Source organism: Actinophytocola sp. (assembly GCF_050699915.1).
Lineage (GTDB): Bacteria > Actinomycetota > Actinomycetes > Mycobacteriales > Pseudonocardiaceae > Actinophytocola.
This window is the reverse complement of the sequence record NZ_JBOHGA010000061.1, coordinates 1-24,617: the sequence shown is the minus strand read 5'-3', so window position 1 is coordinate 24,617 and position 24,617 is coordinate 1. Positions and strand designations below refer to the sequence as shown.

Annotated in this window: 26 protein-coding genes and 1 pseudogene; 14 read left to right on the top strand and 13 right to left on the bottom strand. The window is 71.7% G+C overall.

The annotated features are described in order from the left end of the window. Positions 1–11: 11 nt before the first annotated feature. Genes ACRDSK_RS13880 through ACRDSK_RS13865 form a run of 4 tightly spaced genes read left to right on the top strand, consistent with a single transcriptional unit; the run spans position 12 to position 3,904 of the window. The gene (locus tag ACRDSK_RS13880; protein ID WP_431441038.1) at positions 12–1,238 is read left to right on the top strand and encodes an acyl-CoA dehydrogenase family protein; all 1,227 of its coding nucleotides are present in this window, start codon (positions 12–14) and stop codon (positions 1,236–1,238) included. Positions 1,239–1,259: 21 nt separating this feature from the next. Then, complete coding sequence (locus ACRDSK_RS13875; protein ID WP_431441036.1) at positions 1,260–2,009, top strand: enoyl-CoA hydratase/isomerase family protein; 750 nt, start codon at positions 1,260–1,262, stop codon at positions 2,007–2,009. A 12-nt stretch (positions 2,010–2,021) separates the two neighbouring features. Then, the gene (locus tag ACRDSK_RS13870; protein WP_431441034.1) at positions 2,022–2,960 is read left to right on the top strand and encodes a VOC family protein; all 939 of its coding nucleotides are present in this window, start codon (positions 2,022–2,024) and stop codon (positions 2,958–2,960) included. Then, positions 2,960–3,904: an acyl-CoA dehydrogenase family protein gene (locus ACRDSK_RS13865; protein WP_431441032.1), complete on the top strand. Its 945-nt coding sequence runs from the start codon at positions 2,960–2,962 to the stop codon at positions 3,902–3,904. Before ACRDSK_RS13870 ends, ACRDSK_RS13865 begins: the two co-directional genes overlap by 1 nt. On the opposite strand, the gene ACRDSK_RS13860 is transcribed toward ACRDSK_RS13865, so the two are convergent. The 9 genes from ACRDSK_RS13860 to ACRDSK_RS13820 all read right to left on the bottom strand — a co-directional run bounded on the left by ACRDSK_RS13860 (position 3,901) and on the right by ACRDSK_RS13820 (position 13,120). After that, on the bottom strand, positions 3,901–4,143 hold the full coding sequence (locus ACRDSK_RS13860) for a hypothetical protein (protein WP_431441030.1): 243 nt from the start codon (positions 4,141–4,143) through the stop codon (positions 3,901–3,903). The genes ACRDSK_RS13865 and ACRDSK_RS13860 overlap by 4 nt on opposite strands. A 93-nt stretch (positions 4,144–4,236) precedes the next feature. Beyond that, positions 4,237–4,836 (bottom strand): GNAT family N-acetyltransferase, encoded by a 600-nt coding sequence (locus tag ACRDSK_RS13855; RefSeq protein ID WP_431441028.1) that lies wholly within the window; start codon positions 4,834–4,836, stop codon positions 4,237–4,239. 8 nt (positions 4,837–4,844) lie between these two features. Then, entirely contained in the window at positions 4,845–5,591 is a 747-nt protein-coding gene (locus tag ACRDSK_RS13850) for an FHA domain-containing protein (RefSeq protein WP_431441027.1), read from the bottom strand. Between the two features lie 45 nt (positions 5,592–5,636). Beyond that, entirely contained in the window at positions 5,637–7,442 is a 1,806-nt protein-coding gene (locus ACRDSK_RS13845; RefSeq protein WP_431441025.1) for a serine/threonine-protein kinase, read from the bottom strand. A 55-nt stretch (positions 7,443–7,497) separates the two neighbouring features. Continuing rightward, positions 7,498–7,755 (bottom strand): amphi-Trp domain-containing protein, encoded by a 258-nt coding sequence (locus tag ACRDSK_RS13840; protein ID WP_431441024.1) that lies wholly within the window; start codon positions 7,753–7,755, stop codon positions 7,498–7,500. A gap of 77 nt (positions 7,756–7,832) precedes the next feature. After that, entirely contained in the window at positions 7,833–9,944 is a 2,112-nt protein-coding gene (locus tag ACRDSK_RS13835) for an alpha-galactosidase (protein WP_431441022.1), read from the bottom strand. Next, positions 9,941–10,885 (bottom strand): carbohydrate ABC transporter permease, encoded by a 945-nt coding sequence (locus ACRDSK_RS13830; RefSeq protein ID WP_431441020.1) that lies wholly within the window; start codon positions 10,883–10,885, stop codon positions 9,941–9,943. Before ACRDSK_RS13830 ends, ACRDSK_RS13835 begins: the two co-directional genes overlap by 4 nt. Continuing rightward, positions 10,882–11,754 (bottom strand): carbohydrate ABC transporter permease, encoded by an 873-nt coding sequence (locus ACRDSK_RS13825; RefSeq protein WP_431441018.1) that lies wholly within the window; start codon positions 11,752–11,754, stop codon positions 10,882–10,884. Before ACRDSK_RS13825 ends, ACRDSK_RS13830 begins: the two co-directional genes overlap by 4 nt. A gap of 55 nt (positions 11,755–11,809) precedes the next feature. Continuing rightward, positions 11,810–13,120 carry an ABC transporter substrate-binding protein gene (locus ACRDSK_RS13820; protein WP_431441017.1) on the bottom strand — a complete coding sequence of 437 codons (1,311 nt, stop codon included), beginning with the start codon at positions 13,118–13,120 and terminating at the stop codon, positions 11,810–11,812. Positions 13,121–13,488: 368 nt separating this feature from the next. Between ACRDSK_RS13820 and ACRDSK_RS13815 the strand changes: the two genes are divergently transcribed. The 6 genes and pseudogenes from ACRDSK_RS13815 to ACRDSK_RS13790 all read left to right on the top strand — a co-directional run bounded on the left by ACRDSK_RS13815 (position 13,489) and on the right by ACRDSK_RS13790 (position 18,314). Then, positions 13,489–13,707, top strand: a complete 219-nt coding sequence (locus ACRDSK_RS13815) for a hypothetical protein (protein WP_431441015.1) — start codon at positions 13,489–13,491, stop codon at positions 13,705–13,707. A gap of 43 nt (positions 13,708–13,750) precedes the next feature. Beyond that, entirely contained in the window at positions 13,751–14,536 is a 786-nt protein-coding gene (locus ACRDSK_RS13810) for a DeoR/GlpR family DNA-binding transcription regulator (protein WP_431441013.1), read from the top strand. Then, positions 14,533–15,615, top strand: a complete 1,083-nt coding sequence (gene galT / locus ACRDSK_RS13805) for a galactose-1-phosphate uridylyltransferase (protein WP_431441011.1) — start codon at positions 14,533–14,535, stop codon at positions 15,613–15,615. The genes ACRDSK_RS13810 and galT overlap by 4 nt, the downstream gene beginning before the upstream one ends. 12 nt (positions 15,616–15,627) lie before the next feature. After that, a pseudogene (locus ACRDSK_RS13800) lies at positions 15,628–15,807 on the top strand (molybdopterin dinucleotide binding domain-containing protein); the annotation flags it as partial. A 313-nt stretch (positions 15,808–16,120) separates the two neighbouring features. After that, the gene (locus ACRDSK_RS13795; protein ID WP_431441008.1) at positions 16,121–17,818 is read left to right on the top strand and encodes a formate--tetrahydrofolate ligase; all 1,698 of its coding nucleotides are present in this window, start codon (positions 16,121–16,123) and stop codon (positions 17,816–17,818) included. Positions 17,819–17,825: 7 nt separating this feature from the next. Continuing rightward, a complete protein-coding gene (locus ACRDSK_RS13790; RefSeq protein ID WP_431441006.1) occupies positions 17,826–18,314 on the top strand; it encodes a cyclodeaminase/cyclohydrolase family protein in 489 nt (162 codons plus the stop codon). A gap of 150 nt (positions 18,315–18,464) precedes the next feature. On the opposite strand, the gene ACRDSK_RS13785 is transcribed toward ACRDSK_RS13790, so the two are convergent. Continuing rightward, positions 18,465–18,971, bottom strand: coding sequence for a GyrI-like domain-containing protein (locus tag ACRDSK_RS13785; protein WP_431441005.1), 507 nt, complete (start codon positions 18,969–18,971; stop codon positions 18,465–18,467). Between the two features lie 29 nt (positions 18,972–19,000). Continuing rightward, positions 19,001–19,924, bottom strand: coding sequence for a sigma-70 family RNA polymerase sigma factor (locus ACRDSK_RS13780; RefSeq protein ID WP_431441003.1), 924 nt, complete (start codon positions 19,922–19,924; stop codon positions 19,001–19,003). Positions 19,925–19,947: 23 nt separating this feature from the next. Here ACRDSK_RS13780 and ACRDSK_RS13775 point away from each other — a divergent pair, with 23 nt between their 5' ends. Next, positions 19,948–20,349 (top strand): TIGR03668 family PPOX class F420-dependent oxidoreductase, encoded by a 402-nt coding sequence (locus tag ACRDSK_RS13775; RefSeq protein ID WP_431441002.1) that lies wholly within the window; start codon positions 19,948–19,950, stop codon positions 20,347–20,349. A 126-nt stretch (positions 20,350–20,475) separates the two neighbouring features. Continuing rightward, complete coding sequence (locus ACRDSK_RS13770; RefSeq protein WP_431441001.1) at positions 20,476–21,252, top strand: putative protein N(5)-glutamine methyltransferase; 777 nt, start codon at positions 20,476–20,478, stop codon at positions 21,250–21,252. A gap of 437 nt (positions 21,253–21,689) precedes the next feature. Here ACRDSK_RS13770 and ACRDSK_RS13765 read toward each other — a convergent pair whose 3' ends face one another. After that, a complete protein-coding gene (locus ACRDSK_RS13765; protein WP_431441000.1) occupies positions 21,690–22,472 on the bottom strand; it encodes an NAD-dependent epimerase/dehydratase family protein in 783 nt (260 codons plus the stop codon). Positions 22,473–22,597: 125 nt separating this feature from the next. Here ACRDSK_RS13765 and ACRDSK_RS13760 point away from each other — a divergent pair, with 125 nt between their 5' ends. After that, the gene (locus ACRDSK_RS13760) at positions 22,598–22,993 is read left to right on the top strand and encodes a YciI family protein (protein ID WP_431440999.1); all 396 of its coding nucleotides are present in this window, start codon (positions 22,598–22,600) and stop codon (positions 22,991–22,993) included. A 112-nt stretch (positions 22,994–23,105) separates the two neighbouring features. After that, a complete protein-coding gene (locus ACRDSK_RS13755; protein ID WP_431440997.1) occupies positions 23,106–24,371 on the top strand; it encodes an RNA polymerase sigma factor in 1,266 nt (421 codons plus the stop codon). A gap of 5 nt (positions 24,372–24,376) precedes the next feature. Here ACRDSK_RS13755 and ACRDSK_RS13750 read toward each other — a convergent pair. Further along, a partial coding sequence (locus tag ACRDSK_RS13750) for a hypothetical protein (protein ID WP_431440995.1) occupies positions 24,377–24,617 on the bottom strand: 241 nt, incomplete at its 5' end.

Sequence of the window (24,617 nt, the reverse complement as noted above, 5' to 3'; positions counted from 1 at the left end):
ATGGGAGAGTCATGAACTGGGAGGACACTCCCGAGGAGGCCGCGTTCCGCGAGGAGGTGCGCACGTTCATCGCCGAGCGGTTCCCGGCCGAGTACACGCCGGACACGCTCGCCGAACACAGCCTCGAGCCCGAGGACGTGTGGGGCTACAACTGGCCGGCCGACCGGCGCAGCGACGACCCGGCGCGTCGGGACGGCGCGCAGCGGTGGGCCGCGGCGCTCGCCGAGCGCGGTTGGATCACTCCGCACTGGCCGGCCGAGTACGGCGGCGCGGGTCTGTCCGCCCTGCGGGAGTTCATCCTGCAGGAGGAGATGATGCGGGCGCGGGTCCCCACCGTGAACGGAATCGGCGCGTTCCTGCTCGGCCCGACCGTGCTCGCGCACGGCACCGAGGAGCAGAAGGCCGAGCACCTGCCACCGATCGCGCGCGGCGAGCGGACCTGGGCGCAGGGCTTCTCCGAGCCGGGCTCCGGCTCGGACCTGGCCTCGCTGCGCACGAAGGCGGTGCGGGACGGCGATGACTATGTTGTCAACGGTCAGAAGGTGTGGACCTCCCTCGGTGTGCAGGCGGACTGGTTGTTCGTGCTCGTGCGAACCGATCCGGAGGCGCCCAAGCACAAGGGCATCACGTTCCTGCTCGTGGACACGGCGACACCCGGCGTGACCGTACGCCCCATCACCGACATTCGCGGCGACGTGCCGTTCGCCGAGGTGTTCTTCGAAGACGCGCGCATCCCGGTCGCGAACCGGGTCGGCGAGGAGAACCGCGGCTGGTACGTCGCCATGGACGCGCTGAGCTTCGAGCGGGCCGGCATCGGCGCCACGGTCAAGTTCGAGCAGGCCCTGTCCACTTTGGTCACCTACGTGAAGGAGAACGGCCCGTACCTGCGGCCGGACCGCGAACGGCTGCGACACGAGATCGCCCGCCGGTACGCCGAGGTCCGGGTGCTCTACAACCTCGCCCGCTACACGGTGTCCAAGCAGGTCAGCGGCGAGGTGCCGGGCTACGAGGCGTCGGTCAACCAGCTGTTCGGCGCGGAGCTCGCAAGCCGCCTCGCGCGCACCGGCGCGGACGCGTTCGGGCCGAACGCGGAGCTGTGGGACCGGGCCGGCGGCCCCCTCGGCGCCGCCTTCACGCACCTGCGCCTCGACGCCGTCGCGGCAACTTTCCTCGGCGGCACAACGGAGATCCAGCGCAACGTCATCGCCACCCGCGGCCTCGGCCTGCCCAGAAGTTGAACCTGTCGGAAGATGGAGAACATGTCATACGAAACCCTTGACGTGCAGATCAAAGAGCGCGTCGCCTGGATCACGCTGAACCGGCCGGACAAGCTGAACGCGCTGACGCCGGATGGCATGCACGAGCTGCGAGCGATCTTCACCGAGATCGACGACGACCAGGACGTGTGTGTCGCGGTCCTGCGCGGCGCCGGCGACCGGGCGTTCTGCGCCGGCATGGACGTGAAGTGGTCCGAGGGCCTCACCCCGGCTGAGCGCGTCGAGCAGGGCAGGCTCGGCGAGAAGACCTTCTCGCTCATCGAGCGGACGTCGGTGCCGGTGATCGCGGCCGTCCACGGCTACGCGGTCGGGGGCGGGCTGGAGCTCGCGCTCGCGGCGGACTTCATCGTCGCCGCGGACAACGCCAAGCTCGGACTGGTCGAGATCACGCTGTCGGCGCGCCCGCCGTACCAGCCGAAGTTCATGAACGGCGAGCCTGACCCGGACCAGCCCGCGTTCGGCGGCTCGGCACCCGGCTGGGGCGGCGTGAAGCGGCTGCCGAAGCGCGTCGGCAAGTCGCGTGCCAAGGAGATGCTGTTTACCGGCGTGCGCATGGACGCGGCCCGGGCGCTAGAGTTCGGGCTGGTCAACAGCGTGTTCCCGGCGGCCGACTTCGACCAGAAGGTCGGCGAGCTCGCCGAGCGGATCGCCGCGATGAACCGCTACAACCTTCGGCTGGTCAAGGAGCTCGTGGACAACGAGTACGACTGGATCGAGCCGCACCCGAGTTGAGAGGTCAATTCCTTGCATATCTACCGAATCGACCACGTCGCCCAGGTCGTGCCCGACCTCGACGCGCAGGTCTCGCTGCTGGAGAAGGTGTTCGGGTTCCGCGCCACCTCCCGGTGGGACAACGCGGAGGCGGGCACCCGCGGCGTCCGGCTCGAGGTGCACGGCAGCTGGGGCCACTCCTGGATGGTGCTCTCCCCCACCGATGCCTCCTCGCCGCTGCAGACGTGGCTGGACGACCACGGCGGGCGGCCCGGGCTGCACCACGTCGGCGTCGAGGTGCCGGACCTCACCGCGGCGGTCGCCGAGCTCGAGGAGCGCGGCATCAAGCCGACGGACGGCGTGGCGGGCAAGTGGGTCGAGGCGTCGCTGACCCCGCCCGAGCACGGTCCGGGCGTGCTGTTCCGGCTCCGCGGCCCCGGCACGCTCGCGATGTGCGGCGACGACGCCCAGAAGGCAATCCAGCCGTCCTCTGTGGAGGGTCCGACGCTGGGCGTGGTGGCGCTGGACCACATCTGCCAGGCGTTCGGCGACCGCGACGAGCTGGCCAGGTGGTACGCCGACCTCGCGGGCTTCGTCCAGGTGTGGCGCACGCCCGACGACGAGCACCCCGACATGGCCGACCTGGTGCTGAACGTGCCGGGCTCGAGCATCTGCTGGGAAGTGATCATGCCGCGCGGCGAGGACTCGTTCATCGACAAGTTCCTCGCCCGCAACGGTGCCGCCGCGCACCACGTCACGTTCCAGGTGGCCGACTGGGACTCGGCGCTCGCCGCCTGCCGACACCACGACATCCCGACGTTCGACACCGACGAGGGTGTCACCGACGGCGCGCGGTGGCGGCACACGTTCATCCACCCCAAGCAGACCGGCGGCGTGCTGGTGCAGCTGTTCTGGGAGCAGCGGCCGGGCGTGTGGGTGCGGTCGGACAAGATCCCGCCGGTGTCACGCTGATGGACCTGACGCTCACCGAGGACCAGGAGCTGATCCAGCGCACGGCGCGGGAGTTCCTGGCCGCGCACACCGATGCGTCGGCGCGGTCCGTCGCCGCGGACCCGGCCGGGTACTCGGCCGGGCTGTGGAAGGAGATCGTCGAGCTCGGCTGGACCGGCGTGGCGTTCGACGACGCCATGGGGTTCCTCGAGGGGTGCCTGCTGGCCGAGGAGTTCGGCCGGTTCGCGGTGCCGTCGCCGTTCGCGGTCTCGCTGGCCTGCGGGATGGCGGTGCCGTCGCTGCGGGAGGAGATCGCGGCGGGCCGGGTGTACACGTTCGCGTCCGCTGTGGACGGTGCGGCCTCGCTCGTGCCGTACGCCGCGTCGGCGGACGGGTTCGTCGTGGCGTCCGGCGACTCGGTGTCGGTCGTCGACGCGGCCGACGAGGTGGAGCGGCAGGACGTGGTCGGGCTGGACCCGAAGTACCGGGTCCGGTTCTCGTCGCCGGGCTCGCCGGTCGACGCGTCGCCTGCTTCGGTGCGCGCGTTCGGTGCGGCGGCGACGTGCGCGGAGATGGTGGGCGGCGCACAGGCGGTGCTCGACGAGTCGGTTTCCTATGCCACGCAACGGGAGCAGTTCGGCAAGCCGATCGGCGCGTTCCAGGCGGTGCAGCACCACTGCGCGAACATGGCGATCGACGTGCTGGGGTCGCGGTTCATCGCGTACGAGGCGATCTGGCGGCTGGGCCGCGGGCTGGACGCGGCGGTCGAGGTGGCGGTGGCGAAGTCGTGGGTGGGCGAGGCCTACCAGCGGGTGTGCGCGCTGGGCCACCAGATCCACGGCGCGATCGGCTTCACCGCCGAGCACGACCTGCACTTCCACACCCGGCACGCGACCGCGTCGGCGCTGGCGTTCGGCGATGCCGACACCCACACCGAGGAACTGGCGCGACAGCTGGGCATCTAGGTTCTCGCGCGCCGTTCTTCCGCGCGCAGCCAGAAGGCCGATGCGATGAGCGACATGCCGGCGAAGAGCACCAGGGTGCCGGGCCAGGACATGTCGACCAACCACGCCAGGACGACGGCCGCGACGAGCAGGGCCCACGCCGCGCGCACCCAGCGTGGGAGGCGCCGGAGAAGGACGAGCAGCCCGGTCACGACGACGAGCACGATGCGCCAGTACTCACCGAGCCACGCCCACCCCATGACAGGCTCCCTCCGCCGGCCTCCGGCCCCGAAGTCCAGCGTACTGGTCACCACCGACGATTCCAGCGGCTGAACACCGGTGCAGTCTGAGGGCTAGAGCGGGCGGGCCATGATCTGGGACTCCTCGTAGCGGTGCACCACCGTGAAGCCCACGTGCTCGTAGAAGGCGATCGCGTTGGTGTTGGCCAGGCCTACGCCCAGGTGGACGGCCGGGGCGCCCGCCTCGGCCAGTGCCGTGAACAACGTTCCCAGCAGGCGGCGGCCGTAGCCCCGGCCCTGCAGGCGCGGCAGCAGGTCGATGTGCAGATGCGCCGGGTAGCGCTCCACCACGTCCTCGCTCGCCTCGGGGGGTGCGTGGATCAGGCGCAGCATCTGGTCGTCCGGGGAGTTCGGCGGGAAGGTGCCCAGCGGGTACCGGGCACGCAGCGGCGGCCACCACTCGCGCTCGCACGCCTTCTCGAAGCGGCGGGTGTCCGGCACGCCCAGCACGTAGCCCGCCACGCCGGACTCGTCCTCGCCCACGAAGGCCAGGCTCGGCGCCAGCCGCACGTACGGGCCGACGAACACCGCGCCCAGCAGGTTCGGGTCCCGGTACTCCCCGGTCGCGTCCTCGCCGCTCGCTCCGGTGCGCAGGCAGATGTCGTACAGCGCCGGCTCGTCGCCGGGGCGGAAAGCTCTGATCGTCGGTCCCACGACGCCGATTATCGATCACAACGGTCCGGGTCGAGCATCGCGAGGTCCGGTGGCACCAGCGTTCGGGTCCGAACCAGCTCGCTCAGCAGGCCGCCGGTCGGGTCCGGGGCCTCGGGCAGGCAGGCGCCCAACCGGCACTGTAAGTCCGCCACCAGGTACTCCAGCCGGTCCGCGCGCCACCGGCCGGGCTGCAGCTTCGCCAGCTGCGCGGTCGCCTGCCGCCACGGCAGCGGGCTCGGGTTCGCCTCGTGCCGCAGGTACCGCTGCCCAAGGACGACAGTCGCCAGGCGCTCGTCCGGGCGCAGTGGCCACGAGGTCGCCGGCTCGACAGCGTTCGGCTCGACGACGTCCGGCGGGCCGACCACGTACAGCTCCAGCAGGTGCTGCCGCGCACCGGACCCGGGCACGAACAGCGGCGTGTAGCCCGCCGCCAGCGGCACCGCCGGCCCCTGCCGGTGCAGCCACCGCGAGCTCGGCAGCCGGACCGGCCGGTTGCCCGTGTTGGCGACCCACCACCGGCCGCCCCGGTGGGTGAGTACGCCCTGCCGCCTGCTCACTCGGCGGTCGGCCACGCCGATGCCGACGTGCACCTCCTCGAAGTTCCGTCCGAAATAGACGGACCAGCCCTCGACCGGGCGGGCCCGGACGCCGCCGCACGTGGACAGCGCCGACAAGCCACCGGGCACCGGGTCCTCGCAGCCGTGGGCGAGGCTGCGATGACCAGGCGGGAGCGCGACCATGCCGTGGTGGACCATCGGGCCCACGGTAGGAACGACGCCGGGGACCAGTCCCGGAGCGGACTACGAGACCGGCGGCAGGTTCGCGGCGACGCTGCGGGCCATGGTCCGGCCGACCGTGCAGAGCCGGCTCACCGGCGCGTCGCCGGTGATGGACAGCGACGCGATCTCGTCGATGTCCTCGCCGTTGTCCAGGTGCACGGGGCGGTGCACCACATGCGCCCGGCACTCCTGCTCGCCGTCCTCGTCCGGCTCCAGGAACACATCGTGACCGGCGAGCCGGACGAGCTCGCCGTCCTCGGCGGTGAGCGTCGTGTTCTGGTTGAAGAACAGCTCGGCCCCCATGGTCGCGGCCCGGCCGGACCACTCGCAGACCCACCGGCCGTAGGCCACCGACGGCTCGGGGTCCAGGCCGGGGATCGCGCGCAGCGCGGCGCGGTCGAGCAGCTTGCACGCGTCGACCCGGGCGAGCGAGTCCGGGTCGAACGGCTCGGGCCGGCGCGCCAGCTCGCCGCGCGGCGGCAGCAGGTCGACCGCGCGGTCGCCGGCCACCTGGGCCACCTCGCAGAGGTCGAGCGTGACATCCCCGTGCGGGCGGGCGTTCACGTCGATGCGGTACAGGTCGGCGAGGGTGATGCTGACGTCGCAGCCACCCTCGTCGTCCGGCTCGGCCGCCTCCACCTCGATCGTCGCGTCCGGCTTCGGCTCCACCGACGGGTCCGTGGGCGCCAGCAGCTCGAGGTCGACGTCGACCTCGGTGTCCTCGCCCAGCTCGATGAGCACGTCGCAGCGGTTGAAGTTGCCGTAGGCCGGGTCCTCGACCGCCGTGCCGTACCGCTCGAACGTCTCCGGCTCGACCAGCGCGCACGGGTCGGCGGTGCGCGGGTCGCCGATGACCGTGCGCTTAGGCCCGGTCGGTTCGGCCGGGTCGCCGGCCGACGTCTGCCACGGCGACCACACGACGACGCCGCCCGCCAGGAGCACGGCGACCACGCCGGCGGCGAGCACGCGGCGGTCGCGGCGGCGGCGACGGGGAACGGGCGGCTGCCAGGCCTCGACCGGCTGCCCGTCGACGACCTGCGCCAGCATGTCCCGGGCCCGGGCCGCGGTCGGACGGGCGTCGCGGTCGCCGTGCAGCAGGGCCTCGAGGACCGGCGCCAGCGGCCCGGCGCGACGGGCCGGCTCGCGGCGACCGGCGCGGATGCGGGCGAGGATCAGGTCCGGGTCGCCGAACCCGAACGGCGGCTCGCCCTCGACGGCGGCGAACAGGCTCGCGCCGAGGGAGAAGACATCCGACGGCGCCTTGGCCCCGCTGCCGTCGGCCACCTCGGGCGAGACGTACACGGCGGTGCCGCTTATCTTGCCGCTGCTGGTCACCGTCTGCGCGCGGTGCGCGGAGATGCCGTAGTCGGTGACCTTCGCGACGCCGCTGAACTCGCCGCCGTCGGCCACGAGGATGTTGTTCGGCGTGACGTCGCGGTGCACGACGTCGGCCTCGTGGATGGCGGCGAGCGCGGCCGCGACCTGGGCGCCGATCCGGGCGACCTCGGCGGGGTCGAGCGGGCCGCGCTCGCGCAGGACCGCGCCGAGGTCGCGAGCCGGGAAGTACTCCATGACGAGCCAGGAGTCCGGCCCGTCGCCGACCACCTCGTGCACCCGGATGGCGTTGGGATGGTCGACACGCGCGGCGACGCGTGCCTCCCGCTCCAGCTCCGTGCGGGCGGCCGGGCCCTCGGCGGAGTGCGGCCGCTTGAGCGCGACCCGCCGGTGCTCGACCTCGTCGTCGGCGAGCCACACCAGTCCGGCGCCTCCGGAGCCGATGAGCTCGACCAGGCGATAACGGTTCGCGATCAGCTGACCACTGTGCACGCACGGAATCCTAGAGCGTCACCGTTAGCCCGATCGGAGGCCTCCGATCGGGCTGTCAGACCACCCGGTCGTCGTCCTCGTCGTCGGTGGCGGGCTCGACCGGCCACTTCAGCTGGAACTCGATCTCCTCCTCCTCCTCGCCGCGCTCGTGCTCGATGGAGAACTGCGCGCGGGCCGGGACGCGGATGCGCTCCCCCGCGATCTGGATGCGGAACGGGGTCTCGGACTCCAGTGCGTCCGCCAGCCGCCGCAGCTTGGCGACGACCTCCTCGGTGCGGTAGATGCGTTCGACGTCTCGCTCGGCGCGGGTCACCGGATCTCCTCTCGGCGGGGATGGAGGCGCCATTCAACCGCACGCCGGTGGCCCGTCGGTGAACGCCCGGGGACCGGCTACGGCACGGCCGTGACCTCGACCAGCCAGGCCTGCTCCGGCGCGAGCACCGGCGGGCGCAGCCCCACCTCGGCCAGCACCCGCCCATGAAGCACCCGCTCCGTCCACTCGGGACCCGAGCCCACCGTCATCGGTGAGCCGGCCGGCTCGACCGCGGCGACCCGGTAGGCGCGCGCCGGGTCCAGGCCGGGCAGGCGCATGGGAGCCGGCACGCCGCGGGCCGAGGTGTGCAGCTGCACGTAGGCGAACAGGCCCGCCGAAAGGTCCGGCGCGACCACGCCGTGCACGAGGGCGGCCGGGTCCGGATGGTCGGCGCGCACCACCTCGCCGGTGTGCAGCAGGTCGCGCATCCGCTTGTAGTAGGCGATCCCCGCGGCCAGACCGTCCCGTTCGGACTCCGTGGCCGAGGCGATGTCCCACTCGATGCCGAAGTGGCCGAACAGCGCCGTGGCGAAGCGGAACGGCAGGTGCTGCGTGCGGCCGCTGGAGTGCACGGTCGGCGGCCCCACGTGCGCGCCGATCAGCTCCGGCGGCAGCAGCAGCGCCGTCCACCGCTGGATCGTCTGCCGCTCCAGCGCGTCGTTCGAGTCGCTCGCCCACACCCGGTCCGTGCGGGCGAGGATCTCCAGGTCCACCCGGGCGCCACCGGACGAGCAGCTCTCGATCTCGACGTCCGGGTGCCGGGCGCGCAGCTCGTCGAGCAGCCGGTACGCCGCGAGCGTCTGGCCGTGCACGCCGGGCCGCCCCTCGTGCCCGGCGGCGACGAGGTCGCGGTTGTGGTCCCACTTCAGGAACGAGACGTCGTTGTCGCGCAGCAGCTCGTCGAGCCGGTCGAGGAGGTAGGCGTAGGCGTCCGGGTTGCCGAGGTCCAGCACCTGCTGGTGGCGCGCCCGCGGGGGCAGCACGCCGTGGCCCGGGCCGAGCACCCAGTCCGGATGTGCCCGGTACAGGTCGGAGTCCTCGTTGACCATCTCCGGCTCGACCCAGATGCCGAACCGCATGCCGAGCCCGGTCACGTGGTCGATCAACGGGCCGAGCCCGGCCGGCCACACGGTCTCGTCGACGTACCAGTCGCCCAGGCCCGCGGTGTCGTCGCGGCGGTGGGAGAACCAGCCGTCGTCGAGGACGAACCGCTCCACGCCGAGCCGGGCGGCGACGTCGGCGAGCGTGCGCAGCCGGTCCAGGTCGTGGTCGAAATAGACGGCCTCCCAGGTGTTCAGCACGACCGGGCGCGGCGTGGCCGGGTGCCCGGGCCGCGACCGCAGCCAGGTGTGGAACGCCGCGGAGAGCCCGTCGATCCCGCGCCCGCTGTAGGCGGCGTAGAGCCACGGCGACGCGTACTCCTCCCCCGGCGCCAGGATCACCTCGCCGGAGGACAGCAGCTCGCCGCCGCCCAGCGTCGCGGTGCCCTCGAGCAACCGCTCGGCGTAGGTGACGTGGTTGCCGCTCCAGGCGACGTGCAGGCCCCACACCTCGCCGTGCCGGAAGCCGAACCCGGCCGTGCCGGCCAAGAGCGCCAGCGTCGCGTCGTGCCCGGTGCGCCCGCGGCGGCTCTCCCGTGACCAGGTGCCGAGGTCGAACGGCCGCCGCTGCGGATGCCGCTCCCGTGCCCAGTGCCCGGTCAGGTCGAGCAGCTCGGTGGCCTGCGCGGGCACCGGCAGCGCCGTCTCCAGACCGTCCACAGTGTACGGCTCGGCGCCGTCGTTGGTGATCCGCGAGCGCAGCCGCAGCACGCCCGAGGGCGTCAGCTCGACCGTGATCTCCAGGTGTAGCAACGCGTCCGGGTCCTCGGCGACGATCTCCACCGACCGCTCCGCGACCCGTACGTCCGACACCCGGAACGACGTCACCCAGGCCAGCCCGCCGCGGCTGCCGCGCAGGCCAGGGCGGCCCTGGTAGCCGCGGACCGCCTCGGGCAGCAGCGCCACCGGCACCGGCCCGTCCGGGGTACTGACCGAGCTCGGCGGCACGGCCGTGTCGGCCAGCAACTCCAGGTCCTCTTCGGACAGCTCGCCGAGTGGCGCGCCCCAGTGCACGACCACGGGCAGTCCACCACCCCGGGCGTCCAGCACCAGGCTGACCGTGTCCGTGGCGAGATGGAGGATGGTCATCCCTTCGTGGCCCCGAGCGTGAGGCCCGCCCGCAGGTGCCGCTGCAGCACGAAGAAGATCACCAACGTGGGGATCGCGACGATGACCGATCCGGCGGAGAGCAGGTTGTAGTCGGTGAAGAACTGGCCCCGCAGGTTCTGCAGCGAGCTCGTCACCGGCAGCTTGTCGCCCGTGCGCATGAACGCGACGGCCCAGAAGAAGTCGTTGTACACCCAGGTGACCTGCAGCACCGACAGGGCGGCCAGCGCCGGGCGGCACAGCGGCAGCACGATCTGCCAGTACTGGCGCAGCACCCCGGCACCGTCCACCTGGGCCGACTCGTACAGCTCGCGCGGCAGCGTCTTCATGTAGTTCGCGAGCACGAACGTGCAGAAACCGGTCTGGAACGCGATGTTGACCGCGATCACCGCGTAGTAGGTGTCGTACAGCGTGCCCGAGTCGCTGAACCAGAACGGCACCTCGATGTTGAGGAACAGCCGGAACAGCGGCACCAGCAACGCCTGCTGCGGCAGCAGGTTCGCCGCGGTGAACAGCGCGAGCAGCGTCAGGTTGAACGCGAAGCTGAACCGCGCCAGGACGAACGCCACCGACGACGCGAGCAGCAGGGTGATCACCACCGACGGGATCACGATGATCGCTGTGTTGGTGAACGTCTGGGCGAAGTTGCCGCGCGACCACGCCTCGACGTAGTTGTCGAACGTGAAGCCGCCGAAGGAGAAGTAGCCGTTGAGCGAGGTGTAGTCGTAGTCGCGCAGCGAGTTGTACACGGCCCACGCGATCGGGAACAGCCACCCGAGCGCCATCACGCTGAGGAACACGGTCAGCACGACCCGGGCGGGCCGCATCGGCCGCTTCGCCCGCGCCGGCGGCCGCGGCGGTGTGGGCCGTGCGATGCGGACGGCCTCGGCGGTGGTCGGCGGCTCGGTCACGGGCCCGGTCATCCGCGCTGCTCCCGCATCACCTGGATCAGGTAGATCGCGATGAACACGGTCGAGATGGCGATCATGATGGTGGCCAGCGCCGAGCCGAAGCCGACGCGGCTCGCCTCGCCGATCACGTTCGCCGTCACCAGCGTCGAGATCAGCTCCAGGCCGTTGCGACCCTTGTTGATCACCCAGGCGATGTCGAACGCGCGCAGCGACTCGATGACCGTGATCACCACGATGATGATGTTCACCGGCCGCATGACCGGCCACACGACCTGGAAGAAGGTCCGAACCTCGCCGGCGCCGTCGACCGCCGCCGCCTCGCGCAGCGCGGGGTCGAAGGCCTTCAGCCCGGCCAGGTACAACAGCATGATGTAGCCGGTGTGCCGCCAGCCGGCGGCGACGAGGACCGCCCACAGGTTGATGTCCGGGTCGCCGAACCAGTCGGTCTGGGTGCCCAGCACCTGGTTCAGCAGGCCCTGGTCCCGCGAGTAGATCAGCTGCCAGATGAAGCCGACCAACGCGAGGGAGAGCACGACCGGCAGGAAGAAGACGCTCTGGTAGACCCGGGAGCCGCGCAGCTGGCGGTCGAGCATGACTGCCAGCGCCATGCCGAGCAGCGTCGGGCCGAGGAAGAACACGGTCAGCCAGATCAGGTTGTGCTCGATGGCCGGCTGGAAGGGCGGGTAGTTCGAGGTGACGTTCTCGTAGTTCTCCAGGCCGACGACGTTGATGTCGGCGACGTTGCCGATGCCGTTCCAGTCCGTGAAGGACAGCAGCACGGTCGCGATCGCCGGACCCCAGACCAGCCCGACGACGACCAGCGTCGGGATCGCCACCATCAGCGTGACGATGAGCCGGTCGGTGCCCGTCAGCGAGCGCACGCGGCGCGGTCGGCGGGGGCGGCGCCGAGCCGTCCCCGCCTCGCGAACCGCCACATCAACCACCGAAGATCGATTTCTTCTGATCCTCGATCTTCTTGGTCAGGCCGTCGACGTCGTCCGGGTTGCGGATGAACTCCTGCAGCGACGGGATCATCACGGTGGACGCGAAGTCGGGCCGGGTGTCGCGGTCGAGGAACTGGGAGATGGACTTGGCCTTGCTCACCAGCTCCTGCCCCTTCTTCTGCAGGGCGTTGTAGCCGCTGGTGTCGGCGTCGTCGTGGGCGCCGATGTTGTTGGGGTCGCTCTTCAGGTAGGTGTCCTCGGCCTTGGCCGTGCCGAGGTAGCGCAGCAGGTCCCTGGCGCCGCTCTCGTTGCGCGGGCGGGGCGCCATCATCACGCCGTCGATCGGCGCTTCGACCGCGTCGGTGCCGACCGCCGAGTCGACCTCGGGGAACGCGAAGAAGTCGAGGTCGTCGCGCTCGGCGCCCTCCGGGAACTGCTGGCCGACGAACATGCCGAGCACGTACATCCCGCTCTCCTTGCGCAGCAACGACTGCGCGGCCTCCTGCCAGGTGCGGCCGAGTGCGTCCGGCTGGTGCAGCGGCAGCAGACCTCGCCAGGTGTCGAACACGGTCTTGACCTCGGCCGAGTCCCACGCCTGCTCGCCGGCCATCAGCTCGACGTGGAAGTCGTAGCCGTTGATCCGCATGTTCAGGTAGTCGAACGTGCCCATCGCCGGCCAGCCGTCGGAGTCGCCGAACGCGACCGGGACGAGGCCGTCGGACTTCATCTGCGTGGCGAGGGTCTTGAAGTCGTCCAATGTGGTCGGTGGCTCGTAGCCCTTCTCCTGCCACACGCTCTTCCGGTAGAAGACCGCCCACGGGTAGTAGTAGATCGGCACGAAGTACTGCTTGCCGTCCTTGCCGGTCGACTGCTGCTTCATCGCCTCGGAGAATCCGCCGCCGATGTCCGCCCACACGTCGCTGATGTCGCCGACCAGGCCCTGCTCGGCGAAGAACTGCATGCGGTTGCCGGCGAACCAGCCGAAGACGTCGTCCGGGCCGCCCTGGAGGTAGTTGTTGATGTTCTCCTGGAAGGACTGGTGCTCGATCGTGTTGATGGAGACCTTGCCCTTGCCGTAGGCGTCCATCATCGCCTGGATGCCCCCCTTGGGCACCTCGTCGGACCAGTTCGACCCGAACGTCACCGGGCCCCCGCCGCCACCGCCGCCGGAGTCGTCACCGCAGGCGGACAGGGCGGGAACGCCGGCCAAGGCGCCGGCGCCGAGCATCCCCTTCAGCAAGGTCCGTCGCCGGATGGCCATGGCGGGCACCCCGCCGGCGCCGTAGGAACGAGGGCTCATCATCGTCGCGCCTCCTCAAGGACCGGCAAAAACTCAACAGTTGTGAACGCGACCTCTCAGAAACGAAACCTTGTCTAACTCAAGGTATGAATGTCAAGGGGTCGGACCTCAACCCGTGTCCAGATCGTGACAAGAGCCGTCGACTTCGCCGTTACCTGCGGCGTTCGACTGTCACACTGGGTAGAGGTCTGATCTTTACGCGGTAGAACGGCCAAGTGTTCAGACTTGCCGGTTTCTGTTGATCCAGCCCGCGCCAGGTGCCTTCGCAGGTCACCCGGGGGCGCCCAGGAAGCGGGTCACCTCGGACGCGGTGCGCGGGGAGATGCCCCTCTGTGGCGCGGTCAGGCCGACGGTCGCGTCCTCTGCCCACCGTGCCCTTCGGTGACCGCCGTCGTGTCGGTCCCGCCCCGCCGCTCGATGGTGGCAAGATCACCGTGGACGGTCACCTCGGAGACGGCGACCAGGGCGGCGAGGCCTTCGACGCGGACGTGACCGCGCTCGTGTGTGATGGCAGCCATCCGACTGCGACGCAGTTCGAAAGTTCCAGCCAGTCGTTCACTGGATGTTCGATTGAGTTGTTTTATGATTGAATGTCGATCGATTCGGGTGTTCTCCACGGGTTGGGAGCGGGCAATGCTGGCAGCGGAGAGGCAGGCCCGGATCGTCGAGGAGATACACCGTCGGGGCGCCGTGCGGGTCATCGAGTTCGCACAGATGCTCGGGGTCTCCGACATGACGATCCGGCGCGACCTGGACGCGCTCGCGCAGCAGGGCCTGCTGGACAAGGTGCACGGCGGCGCGACGCGGCGCTCGGCCTCGACCGAGGAGCCCGGCTTCGAGGCGAAGTCGCTGCGCCAGCAGCCGGAGAAGGAGGCCATCGCGAAGGCCGCGGCCGAGCTGGTCTCGCCCGGCACCGCGGTCGGCCTGTCCGCCGGCACCACGACCTGGGCGCTCGCGCACGCGCTGCGAGGCGTCGACGGCCTCACGATCGTCACGAACTCGATGCGCATCGCCGACGTGCTGCACGCCCGGCCGTCGACCGACCAGAACGTCGTGGTGGTCGGTGGCGTGCGCACCCCGTCGGACGCGCTGGTCGGCCCGATCGCGGTGTCCGCACTCGCCCAGCTGCACCTCGACATCGTGTTCCTCGGCGTGCACGGGATGGCCGAGACCGCGGGGTTCACCACCCCGAACCTCCTCGAGGCGGACACCGACCGCGCGCTGGTCCGGGCCGGCCGGCGGCTGGTGGTGCTCGCCGACCACACCAAGTGGGGCACGGTCGGGCTGTCCACGATCGCCCGGCTGGAGGACGCCGACATCGTGATCTCCGACGACGCGCTGCCCGAGGAAGCCAAGGCCGCGCTCGACGAGCAGGTCGAAGAGGTGTTGCTGGTCCCCGTCGGCGAGGCCGGCCGGTGAAACGCACCGCGGCGCGCCTCGCCGACGGCCGGGAGATCATCTACTTCGACCACGACGACGCGCCGCCGCGCGTGCTGGATGATCCGCGCGAGCTCGAACAGGTGTCCACCGCCTCGCAGATGCGCCACGACCCGGTGCTCGACGAGTGGGTCATGTTGGCCTCGCACCGCCAGCACCGCACGTACAAGCCGCCGGCCGACGAGTGCCCGCTGTGCCCGTCGCGGAGCGGCCGGCACACCGAGGTCCCGTCGCCGGACTACGACGTGGTGGTGTTCGAGAACCGGTTCCCGAGCCTGTCGATGCACGCCTCCGGCGGGGCGGCGCCGGACCTGCCGCCGCTCGTCGACTCCGCGCCGGCGATCGGCCGCTGCGAGGTCGTGTGCTTCACCAGCGACCACGAGGCGGCGTTCGCGACGTTGAAGCCCGAGCACGCCCGCCTCGTCGTCGACGCGTGGGCGGACCGAACGGCCGAGCTGTCGGCGCTGCCCGGGGTGGCGCAGGTGTTTCCCTTCGAGAACCGGGGTGCGGCGATCGGCGTGACGCTCGCGCACCCGCACGGCCAGATCTACGCCTATCCCTTCGTGACCCCGCGGACCCGGCAGATGCTGGCCAATGCCGCCGCCCACGCCGGACGCACCGGGCGCAACCTGTTCGCCGACGTGCTCGTTGGCGAGCGCGAGTCCGGCGCCCGGGTGGTGGCGAGCTCGCCACTGTGGACGGCCTTCGTGCCGGCGGCCGCGCGCTGGCCGGTCGAGGTGCACGTCTACCCGCACCGGCAGGTGCCGGACATCGCCGCACTCTCCGACGACGAGCGCGACGACTTCGTGCACCTGTACCTGAACGTGTTGGGGCGGCTGGACGCGCTCTACGACCAGCCGCTGCCGTTCGTGGCGGCGTGGCACCAGGCGCCGGTCGGGCCGGGGCGCGAACACGCGTACCTGCACCTGCAGATCACCTCGATCCAGCGCTCGGCCGACAAGCTGAAGTACCTGGCCGGGTCGGAGGCGGCGATGGGCGCGTTCATCACCGACGTGCTCCCCGAGGACGTGGCCCAGCGACTACGCGACCTCAACCGATAGACGGCGGAGGTCCGCGGCATCATCGACGGCGCCACCGTCTCGCTCGCGTCGCGGGTCGGCGAGACCTCGCTGAAGGCGAAGCCCTCCGACCGGATGCCCGTCGGGGTCGTCTACACGACGTTCCACCACCCGGGCACGGTGCCGGCGGGCAGAATCGCCGAAGCCGCCCCGGTCCCGGTTGCGGGGAGCTAAGTTGGCGACAGTGACGCTTCCTCCCCACGTGCGGCTGGTCAACGAGATCGCGGTCCAGTCGCCCACCTGCCCGCGGAGCGGGCGGCCGGGGAGATCGCCAAGCACATCCGTTCGCGGCCGCGGCGGCCGCGCAGCTGAGCCGACCGGCCTGAGCCGGCCGTGGCGGTGAAGCCTCTACATCGGCGCCACGGCCCGCAACTTGTTGCATATCAAGGAACTCGACGCGCTTCGTGCAACAGTGGCGTAATGTCTGCTCGTCTGCACCGGAACGCGGCGCGGCGATCCCGCGCCGTCACCCAATAGGAGCCTGACCATGGCCTTTCCGTCCGACCTGGACATCGCCCGCGGCGCGAAACTCAAGCCGATCGAGGACGTCGCCGGCGACATGGGGCTGCCGGCCCGAATGCTCGAGCCCTACGGGCGCGACGTCATGAAGATCGGCCTGGGCGCGATCGACGAGCTCGCCGACGCGCCGAAGGCCAAGTACATCCTGGTCAGCGCCATCACGCCGACTCCGCTCGGCGAGGGCAAGACGACCACGACGGTCGGCCTCGGGCAGGGCTTCAAGCACCTCGGCAAGCAGGCCACGGTCGCCATTCGGCAGCCCTCGATGGGCCCGACGCTGGGCATCAAGGGCGGTGCGGCCGGCGGCGGGTACAGCCAGGTCGTGCCGATGGAGCTGCTCAACCTGCACCTGACCGGCGACATGCACGCGGTGACCGCGGCGCACAACCTGCTCGCCGCGATGGTCGACAACCACCTGCACCAGGGCAACGCGACCGGGCTGGACCTGTCCGAGATCACCTGGCGGCGGGTCATCGACATGAACGACCGCTCGCTGCGCAACATCGTGGTCGGGCTCGGCGCGAAGGCGGACGGGGTGACCCGGCAGACCGGGTTCGACATCACCGCCGCGTCCGAGGTGATGGCCGCGCTCGCGCTCACCACCGGGCTGGACGACCTGCGTGCGCGGCTCGGCCGGATCGTCGTCGGCTACACGCCGGCCGGCGAGCCGGTGACCGCCGAGGACCTCGAGGTCGCGGGCGCGATGACCGTGCTGCTGCGCGAGGCGATCAAGCCGAACCTGATGCAGACGCTGGAGAACACCCCGGTTCTGGTCCACTGTGGACCGTTCGGCAACATCGCCACCGGCAACTCGTCGGTCGTGGCCGACCTGATCGGGATCCGGTGCGGCGACTACCTGATCACCGAGGCCGGGTTCGGCGCGGACATGGGCGCGGAGCGGTTCTTCAACATCAAGTGCCGGGTGTCCGGCCAGGCCCCGGACGCGGCCGTGCTGGTGGCGACCGTGCGCGCGCTGAAGGCCCACTCCGGCAAGTTCCGGATCGTGGCGGGCAAGCCGCTTCCCGAGGACCTGCTCGCCGAGAACCCGGACGACGTGCACGCCGGCGCGGACAACCTGCGCAAGCAGATCGAGAACATCCGGATGCACGGCGTCTCGCCCGTGGTCTGCGTCAACGCGTTCCCGACCGACCACCCGTCCGAGCACGCCGCCATCCGCGAGATCGCCGAGTCCATGGGCGCCCGGGTCGCGGTGAGCACGCACTTCGCCGACGGCGGCGCCGGCGCGACCGACCTCGCCGAGGTGGTGGCCGAGGCGGCCGAGGAGCGCTCGCAGTTCGAGTTCCTGTACCCGTCGTCGGCCCCGCTGCGGGAGAAGATCGAGACGATCGCGACGCGGGTGTACGGCGCGGACGGCGTCTCCTACACCCCGGCCGCTCGCAAGCAGCTCGACAAGTACGAGCGCAACGGCTTCGGCGAGCTGCCCGTCTGCATGGCGAAGACGCACCTGTCGATCTCGTCGGACCCGAAGCTGCTGGGCGCGCCGACGGGCTGGACGCTGCCGGTGCGCGAGGTCCGCGCCTCGGTCGGCGCCGGCTTCGTGTACCCGATCTGCGGCGACATGCGCACGATGCCGGGCCTGGGCTCCTCTCCCGCGGCGACCCGGATCGACCTGGATAAGGACGGGGAGATAGTCGGCCTATCGTGACGGACTCATGGAGTCCTTCCTGCACCTGTCGACCGGTGGCTTCCTGGAGCGGGTGGCCGCCCGCACGCCGGCTCCGGGCGGTGGCGCCGTCGCCGCGATGACGGCCGCGTCCGCCGCCGCCCTGGTCGCGATGGCCTCCCGGTTCACCGACTGGCCGGCCGGGCCCGCGGAGAAGCTGCGGGCCCGACTCGAACCACTGGCCGACGCGGACGCGGCCGCCTACACCGAGGTGCTCGCCGCGTACCGGATGCCGAAGGACGACCCGTCGCGGCGCGGGCGGATCAACGAGGCGCTGCGGCTGGCGACCGAGGTGCCGCGCGAGGTGGCCACGACGGCCCGCGCGGTGGCGGTGCTCGCCGACGACCTCGCCGAGCGGGGCAACCGCAACCTCGTCGGCGACGTCCGGGTCGCCGCGCTGCTGGCGCGTGCCGCGGCCGAGGCGGCCGACGAGCTCGTGGCGATCAACGAGCGGGCAGTCCGCCTCCCCGGAACTTGAAGTGTCTGTTCCGCCTCCCCGGAATTCGAAATGTCCGTTGCGTTCCAGCGAATCGTGCGGTTGTTCGGTTGTTAGTGGCTGGCTGCCGTCACGTTCCCCTGAGGTTTCGTTTCGTAGTCCAAGACTCAACATATTCGTCGAGTGTCGGGCTCAGGTCGCAGCGGGCGCGGGCGGGTCGTCGCTGACCAGGTACGCGAGTTCGGTCTCCCACTTGGTTGGGTTCGGCTCGACCTCCGGGTCGGTGCGATAGGACTCGAACATTCCGCCCCACACGTCGCCCTCCTTCGCGAGCGGCACGTCCTGGCGGCCCGCCCAGTCGACGAGCGCGAGGTGCGACTGTGCGATGCCGTCCGGGTGGCCGTGGTGGGTCGCGACCACGTACCGGCCCGCGGGCTTGGCGCCGGCCACCACGCGCCCGTCGCCCGCTACGGGTTCGGCGACCGGGACGCCGACCTCGACGGAGAACTTCTCGTCGAAGCCGCCGATGACCCGGTGGCGGTAGAACAGGGCGCCCGCCGGGGCGATCCCACGCTGGCCGAGCCAGGCGAAGACCTCGGGGATGAGGGCGTTGACCTCGCCCCACTCACGCAGGGTGGCCTCGATCGGGATGGAGACGTACGGCTGTTCGGTGCGCTCGTGCACCGTCGGTTCACTCATACCCGCTGATACGGCGCGAGTGGGCGAAACTAATCGGTTGGTGACTCGGGTAGCCCGTAGCGGGCGAACCCGCCGGCCAGGTCGAGATGGGTGGTCAGCTCGGTGATCCCGGCGTGGCTGACCTCCAGCGTCACCAGCGCCATCGGCTCGTGCCGCGTGCCGGTCCACATGTACTGGCCGAACGCCGGCGAGCCGTTGACCGAGGTCGGCAGCAGCCGGGCGTTCTCGCAGGTGCCGTCCCCGTACGCCAGCGACGCGGCGATGTCGGCCCGGCCCCGCAGCCACCAGGTGAACGGCGGCATGGACGTGGTCGCGTCCTCGTGCAGCAGGGCGGTGAGCGCGGCGATGTCGTAGTGCTCGAACGCGTCGACGTAGCGGGCGAGCAGGTCGCGGTGCTCGGCGTCGAGCGGCTCGGGCGGGGCCGGCGTGCGGATCGTGGCGCGGGCGCGTTGCAGCGCGCTGTTCGCGGAGGCGACCGTGGTGTCGAGCAGGCCGGCGACCTCGGCGGCGGAGAACGCGAGGACCTCGCGCAGGATCAGCACGGCCCGCTGGCGCGGCGGCAGTTGCTGCAGCGCGGCGACGAACGCGAGCCGGATCGTGTCGCGCTGCGCGGCCACCTCGGCCGGGTCGCCGACCAGCGCGTCGGGCAGCGGCTGGACCCACGCGGTGGGCGGCAGCGGCTCGCCGAGGTCGGGACCCGGTTTCGTGGCCGGGGCGAGGTCCATCGCGCGGGCGCGGCGCTGCGCGCTGCGGAGCATGTCGAGGCAGACGTTGGTGGCGATGGCGTAGAGCCAGGTCCGCACGGACGCGCGGGCCGGGTCGTAGTCGGCCCGCCAGGCGCGGACGAGCGTCTCCTGCACGGCGTCCTCGGCCTCGAAAGCAGCGCCGAGCATGCGGTAGCAGTAGGCGGTCAGCTCGCCCCGGTAGGTCTCCAGCGTCTCGACCACCGTCATGGCCACACGTTAGCGTCGCGTCGATGGACGAGGCACAGGCCCGGACCCGGTTCGCGGCCGCGCGGGTAGCGCGGCTGGCCACTGTGAGCGCGGACGGGACGCCGCACCTGGTGCCGGTGACGTTCGCGGTCGACGGCGACACCGTGGTGATCGCGGTGGACCACAAGCCCAAGCGCACCACCGATCTCAAGCGGCTGCGCAACATCGCGGCGCAGCCTCGGGTGAGCCTGCTCGCCGACCGCTACGACGAGGACTGGGACCTGCTCTGGTGGGTGCGCGCGGACGGCCGCGCCCGGGTCGCGGACGGCGGGCCGGTGGACCTGCTCGTCGCGAAGTACCCGCAGTACACCGGGCGTGCGCCGGCCGGGCCGGTGATCGTCGTCGAGATCGACGTGTGGCGTGGCTGGGCGGCGTCCGGCGAGTAAGGTGTGCACATCGGACCAACCGAGGAGGTGAGCCCCATTTCCGCCATATCAGGCCGGGTGCTCCCCTCGAGTCGCCGCATCGCTTAAGTGGCCGGGAGCGCCCACGGGTATCCCGAAAGGCGCTTCATGACCTCTCAGATCGTCTCCACCCTCCGCGCCGCCGGCTGCGTCTTCGCCGAGGACGAGGCACGGCTCCTCACCGAGGCCGCCGCCGATCCCGACGAGCTCGCGGGCCTGGTCGCGCGCCGGACGTCCGGCGTCCCCCTCGAGCACCTCCTGGGCTGGGCCGGGTTCTGCGGGCTGCGCGTCGCCGTCGATCCCGGCGTCTTCGTGCCGCGGCGGCGTACCGAGCTGCTCGCGTGGCACGCGGTGCGGCTCGCCGAGCCCGGCGCCGTCGTCGTGGACCTGTGCTGCGGATCCGGCGCGGTCGCCGCCGCGGTGGCCGCGACCGTACCGGGTGCCGAGCTGTACGCGGTCGACGTCGACCCGGCCGCCGTGCGGTGCGCGCGCCGCAACGTCCCGGGTGGACACGTGTACGAGGGCGACATGTACACCCCGCTGTCCCTCGGGCTGCGCGGGCGGGTCGACGTCCTGGTGGCCAACGCGCCCTACGTGCCGACGGACGCCATCGACCTCCTGCCGCCCGAGGCCCGCGACCACGAGCCCCGGGTGGCGCTCGACGGCGGCGCCGACGGGCTCGACCTGTTGCACCGCGTGGTGGACGGGGCTCGCGGGTGGCTCGCCCCGGGCGGTCACCTGCTCGTCGAGACCAGCGAGGAGCAGGCCCCGGCGCTGCTCGGCGCGACGGGCTTCGCCGGCCTGCGCCCACGCCTGGTGCGCGACACTGGACGCGGCGCCACGATCGTCATCGCGCGCGCTCCACAAAGGCCACCAAGGCGGTGAGCTCCTCGGCGGGCACGGCATCCGGGTCGCGATCTCGGCGCTGTTGTCCGTCCACATGGCACGCGCGGCCTGCTGGGTGTCCTCGTCGGGGTTGAGCCGCTCGCCGACTGCGTCCCACCGCCGAGCGACGCCCGGTGCCGGGCGAGGCGGTCGCGCTGCTCTTCGGTGAAGTAGGTCTCGAACATCGACATCAGCTCCAGGGGCGTCATCAGCTCGGCCGGATCGGGCGTGCGGTCGTGGTCGAGACGGTCGAGCAGCCCGGTGAGCTGGTCGCGCAGCCGGGCGAGCCGCTGCTCGTGGACGTCCAGGTCCTCCAGCTGCGCGACCAGCAGCGCACGCGATTCAGCCGACACACGAAGGAGCCCGTTGTAACGCCCGTGAGCGGGAGCGAAGCGAACAATTCAACACAGTCGCTAGAACCTCCCGCCGCGTCCGGTTCAAGAGCGCGGCGCGTCCAGGTCCGGCGAGCAGAACTCGCCGCCCAGGTACCGCTTCTCCGCGTCGGTGGCGGGTGGCACGGAGCCGGCGTAGACCTCCGCGTCGTCCTGGGGGTCGTAGCCCAGCGCCCGGGCCTCGGCGAGCGGCCAGGTCGCGCGGGTGTTCGCCGAGATGCCCCACACGACCCGGAAGCCCGGCGCCGGCGCGGTGACCGACGCCTCGACCAGGCGGGCGCAGTCGTCCGGGGACAGCCACGTGCCGAGCGCCCGCTCGTTCGTCGGCCGCTCGGCGCACGAGCCGATCCGCAGGCAGACCACGTCGAGCCCGTACCGGTCGTGGTACAGGCTGCCCAGCGCCTCGCCGGCCGCCTTGCTCACGCCGTAGTACGTGTCCGGCCGCGGGTAGCGGTACTCGCCGACCTGCTCGGCCATCGGCACGAAGCCGACGGCGTGGTTGCTGCTCGCGAAGACCACCCGCGGCGCGCCGGCCCGCCGCGCGGCCTCCAGCACGGTGTACGTGCCGTTGATGTTGTGCTCGAGGATCTCCGCCCACGGCGCCTCCGTGCTGAGGCCGCCGAGGTGGACGACGGCCGCCACGTCGGCGCAAGCCGCCACCATGGTGTCCAGGTCGGACACCGAGCCGCGCACGGCCTCCTCCCTGTCTCCGGCCGACAGCGGGGCGACGTCCAGCAGCCGCAGCGTCCGGCCGGCACGGGCGAGGCGCGGGCGGAGCATCGTGCCGATGGTCCCGGCCGCGCCGGTGAGCAGGATCCGTTCGGTCATGTCGCCACTATGTCCGGCGGGAAGATCTCGGGCTAGATTTCCGGCGGGGTGTCCTTTCGGGGGAGGCGGCTCCGACGTCTCCGCGAGTCGTGCCACCGCGGCGCGGCGGGAGTGAGGAGTTGACGATGAAGTACCTGATGCTCGCCTACACCAACGCGCAGGCCTGGCAGTCGGCGATGGCCGACTTCGACCCCGACGCGCCGATGCCGGCCGACGCGCAGGCGGCGTGCGACTTCTACGAGCAGCTGGCCAAGGAGCTGACCGAGTCCGGCGAGTTCGTCACCACCGAGGGCCTCGCGGACCCGACGCACACCAAGACGATCCGCAAGCGGGCCGAGGGCGGCCCGGAGGTCACCGACGGCCCGTACGCGGAGATCAAGGAGGTCCTGGCGAGCTACGCGATCATCGACTGCGAGAGCTACGACCGGGCCGTGGCGATCGGCGCCCGAGTCGCGGACGCGGTGGGCGACACGATCGAGATCCGGCCGATCATGGACGCCTTCGGCGCGCCCGAGCTCTGACCACGTCGGTGGTGCGCCTGTGAGCGGGAGCGACGGAACCTTCGCCCTCTGGACTGACGAGCGCGCGCAGGCGCGCCGGCGCCGAGCACGTGAGGAGGGAAGACGGCGAGTAGTGGAGGAGCGGAGCGAACCATTCGACGCCGCCGAGCACCTGCTGCGCGAGCTCGCGCCGCAGGTTCTCGGTGCGCTCGTGCGGCGGTTCGGCGACTTCGCGGCCGCCGAGGACGCCGTGCAGGAGGCGCTGCTGGACGCCGCGCTGCAGTGGCCGAAGGAAGGGCTGCCGGACAACCCGCGCGGCTGGCTGGTCCGGGTCGCGCACCGGCGGATGACCGACCAGCTGCGCAGCGAGATCGCGCGGCGGCGCCGGGAGGACACGGCCGGCACACGAGTCCCGCGCGACCAGTTCCTCGCGCCGGCCGCGGACGCCCCGCGCGCGCCGGACTCCGACGAGACGCTGACGCTGCTGTTCCTGTGCTGCCACCCGTCGCTGACCCCGGGCGCGCAGGTGCCGCTCACCCTGCGCGCGGTCGGCGGCCTGACCACCGCGGAGGTCGCGCGGGCGTTCCTGGTGCCCGAGGCCACGATGGCCAAACGGATCACCCGGGCGAAGCAGCGGATCAAGGAGTCCGGCATCGGGTTCCGCACCCCGCCGGCGGCCGAGCTGCCCGCGCGACTCGCCGCCGTCCTGCAGGTGCTGTACCTGATCTTCAACGAGGGCTACGCGAGCACCGCCGGCCCCGACCTGCAGCGGGTCGACCTCACCACGGAGGCGATCCGGCTGGCCCGGGCGGTGCGCCGGCTGCGGCCCGACGACCAGGAGGTCGCCGGGCTGCTCGCGCTGATGCTGCTGACCGACGCCCGCCGCGCGGCCCGAACGGCGCCGGACGGCTCGCTCGTCCCGATGGCCGAGCAGGACCGTTCGCTGTGGGACCGGGAGTCCATCGCGGAGGGCGTGACGCTGGTCGACGAGGCGCTGCCGCGCACCGAGCGGTTCGGGCCCTACCAGCTGCAGGCCGCGATCGCCGCGGTGCACGACGAGGCGCCGAGTGCCGAGGAGACCGACTGGCCGCAGATCCTGGCGCTGTACCAACTGCTGCGCGCGGTCGCGGACGGTCCGGTGGTGATGCTGAACCAGGCGGTCGCGGCGGCGAAGGTGCACGGCCCGGCCGCCGGGCTCGCCCTGCTCGACGCGGCGGCCGCCGACTCCCGGCTGGCCGGCAGCCACCGCGTCGACGCGGTGCGGGCGCACCTGCTGGAGGAGGCGGGCGACGTCGAGGCGGCCCGATCCCACTACGTGGCCGCGGCCCGGCGGACGACGAGCACGCCCGAGCGGCGGTACCTGCTGTCCCGCGCGGAGCGGGTGGCCACACGGTCCTAAGTAGACTACTTGTCCTTCTTGGTCTTGCCGTCCTTGGCTTTCTGGTCTTTCTCGACCTTCTGCTCGCCGCCCTTCGACGCGCCCTTCCGCTCGGCCTTCTGCTCGGCCTTCTGCTCGACCTTCGACGCGCCCTTCGACGCCGTGGCGGCCTGCTTCGCCGCCGTGCGCGCCGCCTTCCGGGCCTGCCCGCGATCCACCGGGGCGGCGGCGGGGCTCGACGTCGCGGCGAGCGGCGCGCGATCGGGC

Excerpts from the sequence above, each read along its gene's own strand:
- ACRDSK_RS13775 (WP_431441002.1), top strand. The coding sequence starts at position 19,948 with ATGGACGAGGCACAGGCCCGGACCCGGTTCGCGGCCGCGCGGGTAGCG.
- ACRDSK_RS13875 (WP_431441036.1), top strand. The coding sequence starts at position 1,260 with ATGTCATACGAAACCCTTGACGTGCAGATCAAAGAGCGCGTCGCCTGG.
- ACRDSK_RS13835 (WP_431441022.1), bottom strand. The coding sequence starts at position 9,944 with ATGACCATCCTCCATCTCGCCACGGACACGGTCAGCCTGGTGCTGGAC.
- ACRDSK_RS13830 (WP_431441020.1), bottom strand. The coding sequence starts at position 10,885 with ATGACCGGGCCCGTGACCGAGCCGCCGACCACCGCCGAGGCCGTCCGC.
- ACRDSK_RS13770 (WP_431441001.1), top strand. The coding sequence starts at position 20,476 with ATGACCTCTCAGATCGTCTCCACCCTCCGCGCCGCCGGCTGCGTCTTC.
- ACRDSK_RS13780 (WP_431441003.1), bottom strand. The coding sequence starts at position 19,924 with ATGACGGTGGTCGAGACGCTGGAGACCTACCGGGGCGAGCTGACCGCC.
- ACRDSK_RS13880 (WP_431441038.1), top strand. The coding sequence starts at position 12 with ATGAACTGGGAGGACACTCCCGAGGAGGCCGCGTTCCGCGAGGAGGTG.
- ACRDSK_RS13765 (WP_431441000.1), bottom strand. The coding sequence starts at position 22,472 with ATGACCGAACGGATCCTGCTCACCGGCGCGGCCGGGACCATCGGCACG.
- ACRDSK_RS13860 (WP_431441030.1), bottom strand. The coding sequence starts at position 4,143 with ATGGGGTGGGCGTGGCTCGGTGAGTACTGGCGCATCGTGCTCGTCGTC.
- ACRDSK_RS13785 (WP_431441005.1), bottom strand. The coding sequence starts at position 18,971 with ATGAGTGAACCGACGGTGCACGAGCGCACCGAACAGCCGTACGTCTCC.
- ACRDSK_RS13820 (WP_431441017.1), bottom strand. The coding sequence starts at position 13,120 with ATGATGAGCCCTCGTTCCTACGGCGCCGGCGGGGTGCCCGCCATGGCC.
- ACRDSK_RS13865 (WP_431441032.1), top strand. The coding sequence starts at position 2,960 with ATGGACCTGACGCTCACCGAGGACCAGGAGCTGATCCAGCGCACGGCG.
- ACRDSK_RS13850 (WP_431441027.1), bottom strand. The coding sequence starts at position 5,591 with ATGGTCCACCACGGCATGGTCGCGCTCCCGCCTGGTCATCGCAGCCTC.
- ACRDSK_RS13790 (WP_431441006.1), top strand. The coding sequence starts at position 17,826 with ATGGAGTCCTTCCTGCACCTGTCGACCGGTGGCTTCCTGGAGCGGGTG.
- ACRDSK_RS13795 (WP_431441008.1), top strand. The coding sequence starts at position 16,121 with ATGGCCTTTCCGTCCGACCTGGACATCGCCCGCGGCGCGAAACTCAAG.
- ACRDSK_RS13810 (WP_431441013.1), top strand. The coding sequence starts at position 13,751 with ATGCTGGCAGCGGAGAGGCAGGCCCGGATCGTCGAGGAGATACACCGT.
- ACRDSK_RS13760 (WP_431440999.1), top strand. The coding sequence starts at position 22,598 with ATGAAGTACCTGATGCTCGCCTACACCAACGCGCAGGCCTGGCAGTCG.